The organism is Motilimonas cestriensis (assembly GCF_021295315.1).
GTDB classification, from domain to species: Bacteria; Pseudomonadota; Gammaproteobacteria; order Enterobacterales; family CBDFNC01; genus Motilimonas; species Motilimonas cestriensis.
The window spans coordinates 137,937-152,669 of the sequence record NZ_JAIMJA010000004.1 but is presented as its reverse complement, the minus strand read 5'-3'; the positions used below and the strand labels follow the sequence as shown (position 1 = coordinate 152,669).

At 44.2% G+C, this 14,733-nt stretch carries 14 protein-coding genes; 9 read left to right on the top strand and 5 right to left on the bottom strand.

The genetic code is table 11. The annotated features are described in order from the left end of the window. Both dprA and K6Y31_RS05365 read right to left on the bottom strand, forming a co-directional pair. The gene (dprA, locus tag K6Y31_RS05370; protein ID WP_233051816.1) at positions 1-1,107 is read right to left on the bottom strand and encodes a DNA-processing protein DprA; all 1,107 of its coding nucleotides are present in this window, start codon (positions 1,105-1,107) and stop codon (positions 1-3) included. Then, positions 1,094-2,185 carry a LysM peptidoglycan-binding domain-containing protein gene (locus K6Y31_RS05365; RefSeq protein WP_233051815.1) on the bottom strand — a complete coding sequence of 364 codons (1,092 nt, stop codon included), beginning with the start codon at positions 2,183-2,185 and terminating at the stop codon, positions 1,094-1,096. The genes dprA and K6Y31_RS05365 overlap by 14 nt, the downstream gene beginning before the upstream one ends. A gap of 102 nt (positions 2,186-2,287) precedes the next feature. Between K6Y31_RS05365 and def the strand changes: the two genes are divergently transcribed. The 6 genes from def (at position 2,288) to K6Y31_RS05335 (ending at position 8,762) form a co-directional block, all read left to right on the top strand. After that, on the top strand, positions 2,288-2,788 hold the full coding sequence (gene def / locus K6Y31_RS05360) for a peptide deformylase (protein WP_233051814.1): 501 nt from the start codon (positions 2,288-2,290) through the stop codon (positions 2,786-2,788). A gap of 104 nt (positions 2,789-2,892) precedes the next feature. Then, a complete protein-coding gene (fmt, locus tag K6Y31_RS05355; RefSeq protein WP_233051813.1) occupies positions 2,893-3,837 on the top strand; it encodes a methionyl-tRNA formyltransferase in 945 nt (314 codons plus the stop codon). Beyond that, positions 3,794-5,131, top strand: a complete 1,338-nt coding sequence (gene rsmB, locus K6Y31_RS05350) for a 16S rRNA (cytosine(967)-C(5))-methyltransferase RsmB (protein ID WP_233051812.1) — start codon at positions 3,794-3,796, stop codon at positions 5,129-5,131. The genes fmt and rsmB overlap by 44 nt, the downstream gene beginning before the upstream one ends. A 58-nt stretch (positions 5,132-5,189) precedes the next feature. After that, entirely contained in the window at positions 5,190-6,566 is a 1,377-nt protein-coding gene (gene trkA / locus K6Y31_RS05345) for a Trk system potassium transporter TrkA (protein ID WP_232800732.1), read from the top strand. Between the two features lie 20 nt (positions 6,567-6,586). Continuing rightward, a complete protein-coding gene (locus K6Y31_RS05340) occupies positions 6,587-8,032 on the top strand; it encodes a TrkH family potassium uptake protein (protein ID WP_233051811.1) in 1,446 nt (481 codons plus the stop codon). A 1-nt stretch (position 8,033) separates the two neighbouring features. Next, positions 8,034-8,762, top strand: coding sequence for a glycerophosphoryl diester phosphodiesterase (locus K6Y31_RS05335; protein WP_233051810.1), 729 nt, complete (start codon positions 8,034-8,036; stop codon positions 8,760-8,762). Between the two features lie 463 nt (positions 8,763-9,225). On the opposite strand, the gene rmuC is transcribed toward K6Y31_RS05335, so the two are convergent. Both rmuC and K6Y31_RS05325 read right to left on the bottom strand, forming a co-directional pair. Continuing rightward, positions 9,226-10,614, bottom strand: a complete 1,389-nt coding sequence (gene rmuC, locus K6Y31_RS05330; protein WP_233051809.1) for a DNA recombination protein RmuC — start codon at positions 10,612-10,614, stop codon at positions 9,226-9,228. Next, a complete protein-coding gene (locus K6Y31_RS05325; RefSeq protein ID WP_233051808.1) occupies positions 10,614-10,847 on the bottom strand; it encodes a hypothetical protein in 234 nt (77 codons plus the stop codon). The genes rmuC and K6Y31_RS05325 overlap by 1 nt, the downstream gene beginning before the upstream one ends. Positions 10,848-11,223: 376 nt before the next feature. Between K6Y31_RS05325 and K6Y31_RS05320 the strand changes: the two genes are divergently transcribed. The 3 genes from K6Y31_RS05320 (at position 11,224) to K6Y31_RS05310 (ending at position 13,780) form a co-directional block, all read left to right on the top strand. After that, a complete protein-coding gene (locus tag K6Y31_RS05320) occupies positions 11,224-11,433 on the top strand; it encodes a hypothetical protein (protein WP_233051807.1) in 210 nt (69 codons plus the stop codon). A 516-nt stretch (positions 11,434-11,949) separates the two neighbouring features. Then, positions 11,950-13,014, top strand: a complete 1,065-nt coding sequence (locus tag K6Y31_RS05315) for a sensor histidine kinase (protein WP_233051806.1) — start codon at positions 11,950-11,952, stop codon at positions 13,012-13,014. Continuing rightward, complete coding sequence (locus tag K6Y31_RS05310) at positions 13,004-13,780, top strand: LytR/AlgR family response regulator transcription factor (protein WP_233051805.1); 777 nt, start codon at positions 13,004-13,006, stop codon at positions 13,778-13,780. Before K6Y31_RS05315 ends, K6Y31_RS05310 begins: the two co-directional genes overlap by 11 nt. 3 nt (positions 13,781-13,783) lie before the next feature. On the opposite strand, the gene K6Y31_RS05305 is transcribed toward K6Y31_RS05310, so the two are convergent. Further along, complete coding sequence (locus K6Y31_RS05305; protein WP_233051804.1) at positions 13,784-14,704, bottom strand: LysR family transcriptional regulator; 921 nt, start codon at positions 14,702-14,704, stop codon at positions 13,784-13,786. Between the last annotated feature and the right edge of the window lie 29 nt (positions 14,705-14,733).

The following is a 14,733-nucleotide window of genomic DNA, read 5'->3' as shown; positions in this document are numbered from 1 at the left end:
TTAATCCCTCCTCAGTCTGACATATCCTTCGGGCACTTGTGCAATCCAACCCTCGAGTTCCAATTCCAGCAGTTGACTTTGTACTTGTTGCACAGGCTCTCCGCTACGTTCCACCACCAAGTCAATCGAGGTGGCTTCAAAACCTACACTATCCAACAATCTTGGAAATGGCAACGTATTTCCCGTGTTTTTCTCCTCTAGTAAAGCCAGCTGAACTGGCGGTGGACTTACTATTAATTGTAGCTCATCTATTATATCGGCCAGCTCAGTAACAAGTTTAGCGCCCTGCTTAATTAGCCAATGACAGCCGCAGGCTTGAGCATTGTCAACTGACCCTGGCAGCGCAAATACCTCTCTGTTTTGCTCTAATGCATATTTTGCGGTGATCAGCGAACCACTTTTAATCGATGCTTCAATCACTAACGTGCCAAGGGATAAACCTGAGATTATTCGGTTACGTCGTGGGAAGTTTTTCGCCAGAGGGGGCGTATTCGGCAAAAATTCGGATAATAATAAGCCCTGAGCCTTAATCTCTTGGGCTAAACCAAGATTGCGTTTAGGATAAATATTCCCGAGCCCAGAGCCTAACACAGCAATCGTTTCGCCACTGCCCTGCAGCGCACCTTGATGCGCGCAAGTATCCACTCCTAACGCTAAGCCACTGGTAATCACTAAACCGACTTGGCTTAATTGTCGCGCAAAATCAGTTGCCTTATCCCGCCCATAGTAGGTCGCATTGCGACTGCCTATTACCGCTATTTGTGGTTGCGTTAGTAGCGCTAAATTACCTTGGGCAAACAACACTAAGGGCGGAGTAGAAATTTCTTTCAAGATGGCTGGATATGTTTCATCACCATAACAAATAATGGCGCACTCGTTCTCGCTTGCCCAAGTCATCGTTGCGTCAATAGCGCGCCAATCAGGGTAGCAAATGCCGTTAATTTGAATGGGGTTTAAATTGAAAGACTGGAGCTCTACGGTACTGAGTTGAAACAGTTGCTCAATTCCACAGCGAGCAACTAATTTGAGGGCTTTGGCATTGCCCAGCCCTGGTATAGCTTGAAGAGCCAACCAGAGCCGAGTGTCAGCAGGATTAGAAGTCAACACCTTCAATATCAAAGTGGCGACCAACTAATTCTCTACCACGAACAATAATAGCAATACTCGATTTTTCATATACTTTAAACACCATCATCATGCCAATGGTCTCTTCAGGTAGCGTTAAGCTATCGTCACCAGAGAGGAATATTTTTTCAAAAGTATTCGCATCTTCTTTATAAACAACCTTGTCACCGCGCTCAACTATCTGTGCTCCAGGGCGCTTAATACTAAAGATAGCACCTGGTTCAATTTGTTCACGGCGACCTTGGTTAATCACCACGATATCACCACGTCCGAGTGCGGTTTTTTCCGACAGAGAATCAACGATATAACCACGCATATCTTGCGGCGTAGAGGTTGGGATAAAAAATGCGGGTAGCACGTCATATTCAGGGATCGGTAGTATAATGTCGCCTAACTTCGCTTCAGTGGTACTTTTCGTTACCAGCATTGGCGTAACACGCTCAGTAGCGGTGACATTTTCAGACTGACTGACCTGAGCTGATGCAATGTAAGTTAATCTAGAGCCTAGGACTTCTTTAGTAGTTTTATCAGTAAAAGTTGTACCGACACGATAGATACCATAGTGGACATTGGCGTCAAATTGGCCTTCACCATAAAAGATATCGCCTTTCATGATACGCGTACTTTTACTGTTTTGCCCCATCACTCGCGGCGCACCTTTCAACAAGCTCTCATCTATGATGTGATCTTTAGTTAAAAAAGGCTCAATAATATTCAATGGAATAGTCGGTACCGCCGAGCGTTTTTCATCGATACGCGGCTTAGGCGACATCTTTTTAAGACGTTTACGTCCCAACTGAGGCTGACCATCTACCCATGTTAGGTATAATTTATCGCCGGGATAGATAAGATGTGGATTCTTAACCTGAGGGTTGGTTTGCCACAATCGTGGCCAAAGCCATGGCGAATCTAAGAAATAGGCTGAAATGTCCCACAGGGTATCGCCCTTTTTGACGATATAACTATCGGGATGACCTTCCTTTAACTTTAAAGTATCGGCCGCTACGGAAAACGACAGCAAAGCCCCAAATAAGACTGCCGCAGCTTGTTTAAATTTCATAACTCTCCCTGTGTAGGCATTTAGTCTGTCAATTCGTCGAAGAAGTGTCTAGAATTGAAACAATCCATATAATCACATTTATAGTTGTATCAAGATAATAACATGGCTTTGCTTGAAGTATTACATTTTCCAGACGAACGTCTAAGAACAGTTGCGAAACCTGTTGCACAGGTCACACCTCAAATAAAACAAATTGTTGAGGATATGTTTGACACTATGTACGAGGAGGAAGGCATCGGCCTTGCCGCAACCCAAGTTAATATACATCAACGCATTGTGGTGATTGATGTATCAGAAGAACGCAATGAACGCTTAGTGCTAATCAACCCCGAAATCATCGAAACATCAGGGATTGAGACAATGGAAGAAGGCTGTCTTTCAGTACCTGACACCCGCGCCGATGTTCAACGAGCGGATCATATTAAAGTTCGCGCCTTAAATATTGATGGTGAAACCATCGAATTTGAAGCTGACGAATTACTGGCCGTTTGTATTCAGCACGAAATAGATCACCTCAATGGCAAATTGTTTATTGATTACTTGTCGCCGTTGAAGCGTCAACGCATCAGAAGCAAGATCGAAAAAGCGATGCGCCGAGGCTAACCAGCCTGGTTTTCATTATGATATTCACTGTCACCGCAACTTTATCAGCTAGTTGATAGCTTGCGGTGCAGCTTGACCTGCCAATTTACTAAGATGGAAATGCCTTGAAATCACTTAATATTGTTTTTGCCGGCACCCCAGATTTTGCCGCCCGCCACTTAGCCGCCTTGATCCAAGCTGATTGCAATATTGTCGGCGTTTACACGCAACCGGATAGACCTGCCGGGCGTGGCAAAAAGCTTACTCCCAGCGCCGTAAAAAGTCTCGCCGTTGAGCACAACCTAGCTGTATTCCAACCTGAAAACTTTAAGTCTGATGAAGCTAAAGCTGAGCTAGCGTCCCTCAATGCTGACTTAATGATAGTGGTTGCTTATGGCTTACTACTGCCATTAGCGGTACTAAACACTCCAAAATTGGGCTGTATTAATGTACATGGCTCGCTACTACCTCGCTGGCGCGGCGCGGCGCCGATTCAACGTGCCATTTGGGCTGGCGATGCCACTACCGGTGTAACCATTATGCAGATGGACGAAGGCTTAGACACTGGCGCGATGCTTAGTAAGAGCGAATTACCCATCCTTGCCAGCGATACCAGCGCAAGTATGTATGACAAGCTCGCAGAGTTAGGACCGAATGCATTACTTGAAACTGTTGCAGCGATTGCTAATCAAACAGCACAAGCACAGCCGCAAGACGATGCTTTAGCCAATTACGCAAAAAAACTATCAAAAGAAGAAGCCTTAATAAACTGGCAAGACAGTGCCGTATTTATCGAGCGTTGCGTACGCGCATTCAACCCTTGGCCTTGTTCGTACTTTCAGTTAGATGGTCAAAATATCAAAGTTTGGCAAGCTGATGTAATCGAACAAACGGTTGATGTTGCCGCAGGCACGATAATGTCAGCTGATAAACAAGGTATACAAGTGGCCACAGGTGACGGTATTTTAAATTTACAGCAAATCCAGATCCCGGGTAAAAAAGCCATGGCTGTACAAGACGTATTAAATGCAAAACAAGACTGGTTCACAGTGGGGCGTCAACTTGGCTAATCAAAATGTCAGAGCGGCAGCCGCTCAAGTATTAAATAATGTGGTTGAGCGCGGAGAGTCACTCAGTAATGCTCTACCTCTAGCGCAACAAACCATTGCGGTAAGAGACAAAGCCCTGTTGCAAGAGCTTTGCTACGGCGTATTACGCTGGCTTCCCCGATTAGATTTTTTCTGCAAAAGCCTGATGGACAAGCCGTTAACCGGTAAAAAGCGTCCGTTACATTATCTAGTATTAGTTGGCTTATACCAATTACTTTATACGCGGATCCCTGCTCATGCCGCAGTCGCCGACACAGTCAATGGGGTAAAAGAGCTAAAAGCACCGGCCCTTAAAGGTTTAATAAACGCAGTATTACGCAATTTTCAGCGTCAAGAAGAAAGCTTAATAGCACAAGTAGAAAATAACATTACACTAACTTACTGCTACCCAAGCTGGATTGTAAAACGCTTACAGGCTAACTACCCAAGTAATTATCAAGCCATTCTTGAAGCGGGTAATGAGCGTGCGCCAATGTGGCTTCGGGTTAACCGTCGTCATTACTCACCCGAACAATATCAAACTTTACTAGCAGAAAGCGACATTACCAGTGAAACCTCGACTATCTCAAGCCAAGCGCTGCGCTTAGATAAACCCGTTGATGTTACCAAACTCACAGGTTTTGACCAAGGTGCGAGCTCGGTACAAGACGCTGCCGCGCAAATGGCCGCCTTGTTACTTGATGCTCAGCCGGGTGAACGGATCTTAGATGCCTGTGCTGCTCCTGGCGGAAAAACAGCGCACATTTTAGAAAACCAGCCAGATCTACAAGCCATGACAGCGATCGACTTTGATCAAAAACGCCTATTGCGCGTGCAAGAAAACTTAGACCGTATCGGCTTGAATGCAAGCTTGATCCATGGCGATGCCAGCTTGCCCGAAACCTGGTGGGATGAGCAACAATTTGATCGCATCTTACTTGACGCCCCTTGTAGTGCAACGGGCGTAATAAGACGCCATCCTGATATTAAGTGGCTACGGCGTGACTCGGACATTGCTGAGCTAGTCCAGCTACAAAAAGCCATCTTAAAAGCCAACTGGGCACTGCTCAAATCAGGTGGAACCTTGCTTTATGCCACCTGCTCAATTTTAGCTGATGAAAACACACAACAAATCAAGGGCTTTTTAGCCGAAAATAAAGACGCTATACTGCAACCCATCAATCCTGACGACACCCCAGAAAATCCGGGATGGCAGATTTTGCCGGGGCAAGAATACATGGATGGGTTTTATTACGCTAAGTTGCGTAAAGCCTAGATTGCTTAAAGCTTAGTTAATCGTCAAACCGGCCTACTGGGCCGTTTAAGGGTCAGTAATGAAGATTATTATTCTCGGTGCAGGTCAAGTGGGTGGAACGCTGGCTGAAAACTTAGTTGGTGAAAACAACGACATTACAATCGTTGACCAAAATGAAGAAAACCTGAGAGATTTACAAGATAAATTTGATCTTCGCGTGGTGCAAGGTCATGCCGCTCACCCTCATGTGTTACGAGAAGCCGGTGCAGAAGATGCCGATATGTTAGTCGCGGTGACCAACAGCGACGAAACCAATATGGTTGCCTGTCAGATTGCTTATACCTTATTTAATACCCCAAACAAAATCGCTCGGATCCGCTCAGCCGCACTCCTACGCGAAAAAGATCGCTTATTTAATAATGAAAACGTGCCCATCGATCACTTAATCGCGCCCGAACAATTAGTCACAGACTATATTAAACGCTTAATTGACTATCCAGGCGCACTGCAAGTGGTGGATTTTGCCGAAGGCAAAGTCGGCCTAGTTGGCTTAAAAGCCTATTATGGCGGGCCTTTAGTGGGTAATGCGCTGGCTGCTCTTAAACAACATATGCCCAACATCGAGACCCGCGTGGCGGCGATCTTTCGTCAAGGCAACGCGATTCGCCCGCAAGGCACTACCATTATCGAAGCAGATGATGAAGTGTTTTTTGTGGCCGCTAGCGCCCATATCCGAGCCGTAATGAGCGAGCTGCAAAAGCTAGAGCGCCCTTATTTGCGCATTATGATCGTCGGTGGCGGTAACATCGGTGCGGGCTTAGCGAAAGCACTCGAAAAAAGCTATAGCGTTAAGCTGATTGAGCGAAACCATAAACGCGCTGAACGCTTATCTGAATTATTGGATAACACCATCGTATTTTGTGGTGATGCCTCCGATCATGAATTATTAACTGAAGAGCATATAGACCAAACCGACGTATTCATTGCCGTGACTAACGATGATGAAGCGAACATCATGTCGGCCATGCTCGCCAAACAGCTTGGCGCGAAAAAAGTGATGGTATTGATCCAACGTGGCGCCTATGTTGACTTAGTTCAAGGTGGCCCGATTGATATAGCCATATCGCCGCAACAAGCCACCATTTCAGCCTTGCTCACTCATGTTCGAAAAGCAGACTTGGCCAACGTTTATTCATTGCGGCGCGGCGCGGCAGAGGCTATTGAAGCCATCGCACATGGTGATAAAATAACCTCGAAAGTGGTTGGCAGAAAACTCAGTGAGCTTAAATTGCCTCCCGGCACTACGATTGGCGCGATAGTGCGCGGTGACGAAGTATTGATCGCTCACGACAACACAGAAATAGAACAAGATGATCACGTGGTAATGTTTTTAGTGAATAAGAAATTTATTCCTGAAGTAGAGCGCCTGTTCCAACCTAGCCCATTTTTCCTCTAAGCCAATAAAGGGCTAGCCAGATGCTAAACTACAAGCCGCTTTTTTTTATCACCGGGTTGATATTATCTAAGCTTGCCTTATTTATGTACATTCCGATGCTACTGGCCTTGTTCACTGCAGACGTCGGCACGCAGGAATTTTTTCTCTCCATTGTTTTAGGCCATACCGCCTCATTTTTACTGCTTCATTTTGGCCGAGTACAACACTTTCGCTTAGGCGTTCGCGAAATGTTTTTACTCACTACCTTGGTGTGGGTGATAGGCAGCGCCTTTGCAGCATTGCCTTTTATGTTAATTGAGCACATGAGCTACACCGATGCCTATTTTGAAACAATGTCTGGTATCACCACCACCGGCAGTACCGTGCTTAGTGGCTTAGATACCATGCCCCATAGCGTGTTGATGTGGCGTTCTATTTTGCAATGGCTAGGCGGCATCGGGTTTATTGTGATGGGCGTGGCTATTTTACCGTTTTTAAACGTTGGTGGTATGCGCTTATTCCAAACCGAGTCATCAGAGTGGTCGGATAAAAGCACGCCAAAAACCCAACAACTTGCATGGCAAATATTACAGGTTTATCTGGTTCTCACTATTTGTTGCTACTTCGGCTACCTTGCCTCTGGCATGACTCAATTTGAAGCGATTAATCATGCCATGACCACCTTATCCACTGGCGGATATTCGACATCAGACAGTTCAATGTCACATTTTAGTGCTGCCGCACATTGGAATGCGAGTTTGTTTATGTTCCTAGGTGGGCTACCCTTTTTACTGCTTATTCACGCCTTCAAAAAGCGCAGTACTAAGCATATTTATCGCGATGCTCAAGTGCTTGGCTTTGTTAAGCTAGTGCTGGTTAGTACCGCGTTAATCACGTTATTTCTTTGGTGGCATAACACGTTTCCGCTAGCTGATGCGGTGCGCATTAGCTTGTTTAACGTCATCTCAGTGATCACCACCACTGGCTTTGGCTTGTCCGATTTCAGCGCGTGGGGTAACTTTGCCACACTCATCTTTTTCTTCTTAATGTTTGCTGGCGCTTGTTCTGGGTCGACCTCTGGTGGGATAAAAATATTCCGCTTTCAAATAGCTGCTACACTACTCAAAAAACAAACTCAACAACTGCTACACCCCCGTGGAGTGTTTCCACAAAACTACAATAAACGTCGCGTTAATGACGCTATTATTCGCTCTCTTGTTGCCTTTATACTGTCGTATTTCATCACCATCTTAATTACTGCCGCGATACTCGCTGCATTTGGTTCTGACTTAGTGGTCTCTCTAACTGGCGCGATCACCGCGGTGTCTAATGTCGGTCCCGGTCTCGGTGAATTGATAGGCCCATCGGGCAACTTCGCCAGTTTACCTGACGCATCAAAATGGGCGCTAAGCGTGGCAATGTTAATGGGACGACTCGAAATTTTAACGGTTACCGTATTATTTTTCCCCGCATTTTGGCGAGGCTAGTATGAGCAATAACATCACTTTCCCCCCTTTGATTGGGCACCGAGGAGTGAAAGAGCTCGCGCCGGAAAACACCCTAGCTGGGTTTGAACGCGCCGCAGAGCTGGGTTTAACTTGGATTGAAATTGACACAACGCTATGCGGATCAGGTGAATGTGTCATCATGCACGATGACACATTAGACCGATGTAGTAATGGCCATGGTGCCTTAATAGACTTTAATTTCGAGCAATTACAACAGCTAGATGTCGGTGCTTGGTTTGCACCTAGTTTTCAAGGAGAGCAGCTACCAAGCCTGAGTCAAGCGCTGCTTTACATTGATCGCTTAGGTTTAAATCTAAACCTGGAAATCAAAACCTATCAACAATCTCCCAAACACATGGCTCAAGCGGTTTGCCACGCACTAAGCCAAGTGGAATTTAGCCACAGCCTAGTCATTAGTAGCTTTTGTCATGACACCTTGGCAGAACTAAAAGTGTTACGCCCTGATTTAGCTCTCGGTGTATTATTTGAAGAAGTCCCCACTGACTGGCTTTGCATTATGCGACGCCTTAACGCTGTTAGTTTGCATTGTGATAGCGATTTGCTCAATGAAACACAAGCAAAGGCTATTACCGCAGCTGGCTATCCGTTACTTTGCTATACCGTTAATAACAAAAAACAAGCTGAGCAACTTTGGCAAATGGGCGTCACCAGCATTTTCACCGACAATCCGCTCATTTTTAATAAATGATCCCAAAGCGACTAACCAAGCTTATATCGACACCACTTACCTTGCCGAGGGAAAAGCATGAAACGGCAAGCCGTGATCTTGATTTAATAATATGGCATGAAAAAAGCTTAATAAACCAAACTATGTTATAGATCCAGTGAAGTGAAATGTTGTACTAGCTTAAAAAGATAATAAATAATGAAACAAATTTTAATAATTGGCTCTCTTATCGTCCTATTTAACCCTGTAAGTTTGCTTTATGGGCAGTGCTTTCTAGTCTCACAATTACTGGGAGGGACAAAATCGCCTATCGAAATAGTACGCACACCAGCACCCGAGCAATCACTGCAAGCTAGACTAGAAGCATTACAATCACTAGAACGAGAATAAGCGGCTGCACTTTGATTCTGGCAGTGCCGGCCCTAAGCATAACTAACCTCAGATTTACTTATCCAGAACTCTGGTTAACTATGTCAAAATCGGCTTATTCAGACACCTTAAATAAAGCTGTACTTGCTGGCGCGATATCTTCTACATCGGCTTCATCAAGCAACTGAGATGGCAGGGATTTATTCACCTCAGCGCCTAAACTCTTTAATTGCTCAGCCTGCTGTACAACATTGCCTCTACCTTGCGAAAAACGTTTAAATGAACGCTGGTAGGACGCTTGTGCTTTATCAATAGACATACCGACTTCAAGCAAATCTTCGCTAAACAACCTGAGCTTTTCATACAACTTACCCGCTTTTTGCGCAATAAGCTGAGAGTTGTCTTCCTGCCTTTGGTAGCGCCAAAGGTTTTCGATCGTGCGCAGCGCAATCATTAAATTGGCAGGGCTAGCGAGCAAAATATTATTGTCTAACGCAGTTTTAACCAAGCTAGGATCTTCTTGTACCGCCAGTAAGAAAGCAGGCTCCACTGCAATAAATAACAACACATAATCTAATGTTTTCACGCCTTGCAGCTTATGGTAATCCTTTTGCCCTAACCCCTTAATGTGGGACCGCACTGATACGACGTGTTCGTTCAATGCTTGCTTCTTAGCCGCTTCCGAATCGGCATTAAAAAAGCGTTCATAAGCGGTTAAGGAGACCTTAGAATCCACCACTATGTCTTTACCTTTCGGTAAATGAACGATGACATCAGGTTGATAGCGCCGTCCATATTCATTTTTTAAACTTTGCTGGATATGATATTCATGGCCTTCTCGCAAACCTGAATCTTCTAAAATACGCTGTAAGATAACTTCGCCCCAGTTACCCTGCTGTTTATTATCCCCTTTTAGGGCTTGAGTTAAGTTCGCCGCCTCTTCCACCATGCGCTGATTAAGGTTAGCCAGTTTCTCCACTTCCACTTTTAAGCTAAAGCGCTCTTTAGCTTCGTTGTTGTAGGTCTCTGTTACTTGAGATTTAAAGCCCGCCAATTGCTGCTGTAAAGGATTGAGCAACAACTCTAAGCTATCGCGATTTAATGACTTAAACTTAGCGGTTTCTTCGGCATAAATGCGCTGAGATAAACGCTCAAATTGCTCTGTCAGCTTTTGCTCTGAGGCCGCTTGTTGGGCTAAGCGCTCTTCGCCTCGCTGGCGTTCGTTATGCAGCTGAACCTGTACCTCACGAAAACGGGTCGTGAGCTTAGTAATGTGCTCTTGTTGCAAATCGCTTTTAACTTGCAGCTCTTTAAGTGTTAATTGCAACTCTGCTTTATCGTTACTGATATCTTCTAAGCGTTGCGCCAATAACGCATTTTCGGTGTTGAGTTGGTTACTGGCTTGTTGATAGCGTTGATTTAAAACTATCACCACTATCAAGCTGATTATTCCAGAGATGGTAAGCGTAATCAGTGGATAGAGTAAATAAGGCTCTAATGCCATTAGCGTCTCCGACTTAAGAAGCGCAGCACTTTTGGATTAAGCCACCACCAAGCGAGGATCAACACTAGGTACAACGCGAAAATAATCATTTTGTGTATATTTGTTCCAGCATCCAGCTGGGTAAAGCTTAAGCCCGTCCCTTTCAAGTAGCCCCAAACTAACAATGGAAAAGCTGCAAGAATAAGCAACTTCCAGATTACCCTTAACACCGGCAATCGATATTCAATGTCCATAAAGCCCCCCACCAAAATAGCAGCCGTTGAGCCAAGCAACGCCTTTCATTAGCTACAAATAAACGCCCTGATCCGCCACACCATAATTTCAGGGGCAAGTTCACGAACCTATGTTTCATCATTCGTGATGCCTCGTTATAAAAGTTAACCTTTAAGTGCGCACCACTTCCATTGAGTGATTAAGTCTCACCAATCAATATTCATAAATAAGGGTAAGCTTAACACTAGGCTAAAAGAAGCCCAAACAGATCACAGCCTAACTGAATGAATTACGAGGCCTTAGCGCGAAAAATATTTTTTACTTCACTGTTTTTGTGGTCTCGCTCAGGTAGAATGCTCATGCAAATTTGCTCAAGGAAATTCTCAAGGAAGAATTATGTTTAAGGTCTTGTTCGTTTATCCGTTAGTTGCCTTTATTTTACTGTGGATTTGCAGTGATACAAAAATTGGCGCATCTCTGTACAAGTTTGAAGATAATTACGTTGAGATCCATTTTCCACGCCAAGAATGGTCTGAAGAATACCTATTTGAATTCGTTTGGAATGCCCAAGAAATTCACGAAGATGTAAAACAAATCAATAAGTAACTCCCTTCATATAGCGTGAATAAAATGAAAAGCTTCATCGTTTTGTGTCTATTTTTATTTACGCTGATGCCGGCAGGCTTTTACTTCGCAAATGCCTTGGATCGATTGGTCAATATTGGGCCATGGATAGGCGCGGCCTCTATTGCTCTATGGCTTTTTTATGACCTTTACTCAGGATCAAAACAGTAAACTAGCCCATTTCCATTTATCCGCATAAGTTACCAACTATCTGAGAAGCTTTACTTTCTGTCGCATTGGCATAGTCAGCCAGATCATTTGCTATATATTAATCTTAGTTTTTTTGAAAACTGTCTAAAACAAACTTTGTGCGCCTACACACTCTTAATTACGAAGCTCCCTGCATGCGTTGAGTGACTTTATAGGCAAATGCCATCACTGGTTAAGGCCCATACTAGTGATGGCTTTTTTTTAAGATAGCTTTTACGAAATAACAACATCACAGTAAGATCATAATAACAAATCATTGGTAAGCATTGATTCAGGGCAACTTAAGTTATGTCACATTTTTCTCATACACCTGCTGTCTGCTTAAAGCTACTGTTGCAAAGAACAGGGTTAGTGGTGCTTATATTTTCACTGATTGGTCTCTCTAGTTCTGTTTTTAATGTCATCTCGACCCCCATTTGGACAACCTTGCTTATTTTCAATGGGGTTGGATTATTAGTACTTATTCCACTGTTCTGGTTACCGTCAAAAAAACGGGATTATTTACGCGTCAGTCGAGCAGCACTTCCTTGGCTACTCTGTTTACCTTTTGGCATCATTATTGGCTTTTGGGTACATCATCTCGCCCATAGCGATAGCCTCAATGTCGCCATCTTTGCGAGTGTAAAAGTATTCATCGCTGCCACGTTATTTAGCTTGGTTATCGCTTGGTATTTCTACGCCAGAGAGTCTTCATTTAAAATAAAAGAACAACTTAAACAAGCCCAACTCGATAAATCTCAGCACGAAAAAGAACTTATCCTTAGCCAACTTCAGCTACTACAAAGCCAAGTAGAGCCACATTTTTTGTTTAATACCTTGGCCAACCTGCAAGCGGTGATCCCGTCCGACCCCGATAAAGCGCTCGAGCTGCTTAACTTGCTAACCAAATTACTCAGACAGAGCCTGACTGGCTCTCGAAAAAAATTAGTAAGTTTAAAAGATGAGCTTAACTTTATTAGTGCTTACCTCTCTATTCATAAAATTCGCTTAGGTGAGCGTTTAAACTACAAAATATCGGTCAACCCAAAATTAGATAATGAACTATTAATACCACCACTACTGCTGCAACCTTGGATAGAAAATGCCATTATTTATGGTATTGAACCGGCTTTAGAAGGCGGTACAATTAATATAGAAATCACTGGCCTATGTGAAAACAATCAACTCCACAAGTTGAAAGTGATCATTAGTGATGATGGCGCGGCGGGTCGGTGTGAACGCTTGTCGGGGCTCAGTATTCATAACACCAAGCAACGGCTATTAAGCCTATTTGATGGCCATAGTGCGTTACATTTTCAAGAACTTTCGCAGGGTGGATTTAAATTAGAGATGGAAATACCTTATGCACAATAATATCACTGCGTTAATAGTAGATGACGAACCGCTACTGAGAATTTACCTTGATAAACTACTCGGGGATAACTGGCCAGAGCTTAGCATTATTGGCAGCGCAGGTGACGGCAACAAAGCTCTGGAGATGGTTGAGGAACTTAACCCTGATATTATTTTTCTCGACATTCGTATGCCAGGACTAGACGGCATCGAAGTGGCGCGAAGATTAAGTCATCAACCAAACTCACCTTTGATCGTATTCACTACTGCCTATGACCAATATGCCGTAGAAGCATTTGAACATGAAGCGGTTGATTACCTACTCAAGCCCATCTCGGAAGATCGTCTGGTTCGTTCAATTGAAAAAGTCAAATTGCGCTTGCAGTCAAAGCAAAGCGACCCAGAGCCTGAAAAAGAAAACCTTAATAAACTGATTGCTAAGCTGAGTAATCCGAACGGCAACTATCTTGAGTGGCTTAAGGCAAGTCGCAAAGATAACATCCATATCATCGCCATTGCCGACGTATTATGCTTTCATGCCGAGGACAAATACACCACTGCCATTACCCATGAAGGTGAGTTTGTTATCCGCACCCCCATCAAAGACTTGGCTCAACAGCTAGACCCACAAAATTTCTGGCAAGTTCATCGTAGTAGTATCGTTAACGTATCTGCTATTAAACATGTGAACAAAGATATTACCGGCAAGATGGTGGTGCACTTAAACAATGTGAAACGCCCTGTGGCCGTTAGCCGCAGTTTCCAGACTTTGTTTAAACAGATGTAACCTTTAGCGTACGCTACGCATGAGCGGCTGTAATGATTCATGGGTAGCAAAGTGTTGGCAGAAAAAATCCAAAAAGCTGGTAATTTTATTCGCCAGCTGGCGTCGGCTTGAATAGACACCGTAAACCTTAATTGGCTCTAACGGATAATCAGCAAGCACCCTTCTCAATTCACCCGACTGCAGTTCTTCATGACACACTGATTCAGTTAACATTGCAATGCCAACGCCCGCTTTTGTCATTTGTTTCAATACCGTATTACTATTAACTCGCACCTTACGCTCAAACTGCACCATGGTTTTTTCTGCGCCAACTCCGATTGGCCAAATCGCCGATGAACGAGGTGTGCCTAGTAACAAACCTTGATGATTCGCTAAATCTTGTGGTGTAGCGGGTGCACCGTGGGCTTTTAAATATTTGACACTGGCCACTAGCACTGGCTGGCGCTCGACTAATAATCGAGCAATCAGATCAGAAGCATCTAACGGGCCATATTTGATAGCAATATCATAGCCTTCCCCAATGAGGCTGACTTCGGCATCGATAAATTGAATATCTAAATCCACTTTCGGATATTTGCGCAAAAAACCACTGCATAACGTGGCTATCGCATCTTGGTGAAACGACACCGGCAGCGCAATGCGCAGCATGCCGGTAATGTCTTGATGGGTATTTTCTATTGTAGCTAACGCTTCTTCCATCTCTTGGACAATATTGGCGCAGTGCTGATAATAAAGCGCACCAACATGAGTGAGACTCAAACCGCGAGTGTTTCGCTGCAACAGACGAACGCCTAACGTTTCCTCTAATTGAGAAATTTTTCGGCTAATAGTCGACTTCGGCAGTCCCGTTAAGCGCGATGCTTGAGAATACCCTTTTGCTTCAACTACCTTGGCAAAGATTGCCATACCATTCAGATCTGTCACACTTTTCCTTGCTGTTCCATATATGGAAC